Origin of the sequence: Melaminivora alkalimesophila, assembly GCF_000282995.1 — a bacterium.
GTDB lineage: Bacteria > Pseudomonadota > Gammaproteobacteria > Burkholderiales > Burkholderiaceae_C > Melaminivora > Melaminivora alkalimesophila.
Genome location: NZ_ALEE01000346.1, coordinates 1 through 3,084, shown reverse-complemented (window position 1 = coordinate 3,084; position 3,084 = coordinate 1). Strand labels below are relative to the sequence as shown.

The following is a 3,084-nucleotide window of genomic DNA, read 5'->3' as shown; positions in this document are numbered from 1 at the left end:
CTCGAGCCGCAGGCCGCGCGCCGCCTGCGGGTCAAGCACGCGCTCGACGGGGGCGTCGCTTGCCTGCAGCTCGGCCATCAGCTCGGGCGAGATGGTCAGCAGGTCGCAGCCGGCCAGCGCCAGGATCTGGCCGACGTTGCGAAAGCTCGCGCCCATGACTTCGGTGGCGATGCCGAAATGCTTGTAGTGCTGGTAGATGGCGCGCACGCTTTGCACGCCCGGATCGTTGGCGCCGGCCATGGCGGCCTCGTCCCAGGTGCTGCCTGCCTGTTTCTTGTACCAGTCGTAGATGCGGCCGACGAAGGGCGAGATCAGCTGCACCCTGGCCTGGCCACAGGCGACGGCCTGGCAGAAGGCGAAGAGCAACGTGAGGTTGGTGTGGATGCCGCGCCGCTCCAGCAGGCGCGCCGCCTCGATGCCTTCCCAGGTGGCGGCGATCTTGATCAGCACGCGCGCCGTGTCCACGCCCTCGGCCTGGTACATCTCGACGATGCGCTCGGCGCGCGCCACCGTGGCGTCGGTGTCAAAGGACAGGCGCGCATCCACTTCGGTGGACACGCGGCCCGGGATGAGCTGCAGGATCTCGCAGCCGAAACGCACGATCAGCCGGTCCATCAGCTCGTCGATGGGCCGGCCCCTGCCCTGCGCCACGCATTCGCGCAGCAGGGGAGCGTACTCGGGCTTCTGGACCGCTTTCAGGATCAGCGAAGGGTTGGTGGTCGCATCCTGGGGCCGAAACTGTGCGAGCTGGTGAAAGTCGCCGGTGTCGGCCACCACGGTGGTGAACTGGCGCAAGGCGTCGAGCTGGTTCATCGGGACATCTTCCTCGTGCGGAACAAAAGCGGAAAGCAACCGGGCGGCACCCGGATGAAGGCGCCCGCAGTGTATGCCCCCCGCGACGCGCCGCATGTCATCCGGCGCCGCACGTGAAACTCGATAACATCCCCGGCCATGAGCTTCGATCTGGTCCTGTTCGGCGGCACGGGCGACCTCGCCTGGCGCAAGCTCCTGCCTGGCTTGCTGCAGGCGCACCGCCACGGCACGCTGCCGCCGGGCGGGCGCATCATCGGCGTGGCGCGCGACGCGATGGCGGACGAGGAATACCGCGCGCTGATCGGCAAGCGCCTGGCGGACGTGGAGGCCGACAAGCGCCCCAGCGAGGAAGAGTTCGCGCGCTTCGCCCAGCTGTTGCACTACCAGCGCATGGACCTGACGCAGCCGGCCGACTACGCCCTGCTGCGCGAGCGCCTGGCCGAGCGCAGCGCGAAGGTGGTGGTCATGTACCTGGCGACCGCGCCGCAGCTGTTCACCACGGCCTGCGAGCAGCTCGGCGCCGCCGGCCTGGCCACGCCGCAGACGCGCGTGGTGCTGGAAAAGCCCCTGGGCCACGACCTCGCCTCGAACCGCGCCATCAACGCCGCCGTGCGCCGCGTGTTCCGCGAGGAGCAGATCTTTCGCATCGACCACTACCTGGGCAAGCCCTCGGTGCAGAACCTGCTGGCGCTGCGCTTTGGCAACGCGCTGTTCGAGCCCTGGTGGCGGCGCGAGACCATCGCCAGCGTGGAGATCACCATTGCCGAGCAGCTCGGCGTGGAGCAGCGCGGCCATTTCTACGACCGCACAGGCGCGTTGCGCGACATGGTGCAGAACCACGCGCTGCAGCTGCTGTGCGCGATTGCCATGGAGCCTCCCATCAACGCCAGCGCCGATGCCATCCGCGACGAGAAGCTGAAGGTGCTGCGCTCGCTGACCCCCTGGACGCCCGAGAGCCTGGCGCAGGGCGTGGTGCGCGGCCAGTATGGCACCGGACAGGTGGCGGGCCGGCAGGTCGCGGCCTACCGGGAAGAGCCCGGCGTGGCGGCCGACAGCCGCACCGAGACCTTCGTCGCGCTGCGCACCGGCATCTCGAACTGGCGCTGGGCGGGCGTGCCCTTCTACATCCGCACCGGCAAGCGCCTGGCCTCGCGCGAGGGCCACATCGCCATCCACCTGCGCCCGACGCCGCATGCGATCTACCGCACGCCGCTGGTGTGCGGGGCGAACCGGCTGGTGATCCACCTGCAGCCGCGCGACGGTCTGGCGCTGCACCTGTTCGCCGCCGCCAACGAGCCGCGCGGCGGCCCGCCGGGCGCCCATTCGGGGGAAGCGCCGGCGCTCACGCCGGTGGCGCTCGACCTGGACTTCGACCAGCGCTTCGGCGCCGAGCGCGTGGGCGCCTACGAGCGGTTGCTGCTGGACGCCATCGACGGGCGGCTGAACCTGTTCGTGCGCGCCGACGAGCAGGAGGCGGCCTGGCAATGGGTCGAGCCGATCATGCAGTCCTGGGCCGCGCAGGACGCGCGCGGCGAAGGCCCGCGCCCCTATGCCGCCGGCAGCTGGGGCCCGGGCGCGGCCAGCGCACTGGTGGCGCGCGACGGCAACACCTGGGTCGAGGAATGCTAGAGCGCATCACCGCCTCGCTGCCCTCGCTCGCGCCGGCCGAGCAGCGCGTGGCGCGGCTGGTGCTGGCCGACCCACGCGCCTTTGCCCGCCTGCCGGTGCGCGAGCTGGCGGCCCGCGCCCAGGTCAGCAAGCCCACGGTGGTGCGCTTTTGCCGCAGCATGGGCTACGACGGGCTGGCGGATTTCAAGCTCAAGCTGGCGGGCAGCGTGAGCGAGGGCGTGCCCTTCATCCACCGCAGCGTGGACGCCGACGACAAGACCTCGGACGTGCTGGTGAAGGTGGTGGACAACGCCGTGGCCGCCTTCCTGCAGTACCGCAACGACGCGAGCGTGGCGGCGCTGGAGCGCGCCGCCGAGGCCATCGCCGGCACCTGGCAGACCGGCCGGCGCATCGAGTTCTACGGCGCCGGCAACTCCGGCATCGTCGCCCAGGACGCGCAGCACAAGTTCTTTCGCTTGGGCATCACCAGCATCAGCGCGAGCGACGGCCACATGCAGGTGATGAGCGCCACGCTGCTCGGCCCGGGCGACTGCGCCGTCATCATCAGCAATTCCGGGCGCACGCGCGACCTGATGGACGCGGCCGACATCGCGCGCAAGAACGGCGCGACGACGATCGCCGTCACCGCCAGCGGCTCCCCCC

General features: G+C 70.8%; 3 protein-coding genes. 2 read left to right on the top strand and 1 reads right to left on the bottom strand.

Going from position 1 to position 3,084, the window contains the following annotated elements; all coding sequences use genetic code 11:
- A partial coding sequence (locus tag A612_RS06460) for a transaldolase (protein WP_019373694.1) occupies positions 1 to 813 on the bottom strand: 813 nt, incomplete at its 3' end.
- A gap of 138 nt (positions 814 to 951) precedes the next feature.
- Between A612_RS06460 and zwf the strand changes: the two genes are divergently transcribed.
- A complete protein-coding gene (gene zwf / locus A612_RS06455) occupies positions 952 to 2,442 on the top strand; it encodes a glucose-6-phosphate dehydrogenase (RefSeq protein ID WP_019373693.1) in 1,491 nt (496 codons plus the stop codon).
- A partial coding sequence (locus tag A612_RS06450) for a MurR/RpiR family transcriptional regulator (RefSeq protein ID WP_019373692.1) occupies positions 2,436 to 3,084 on the top strand: 649 nt, incomplete at its 3' end. The genes zwf and A612_RS06450, both read left to right, overlap by 7 nt.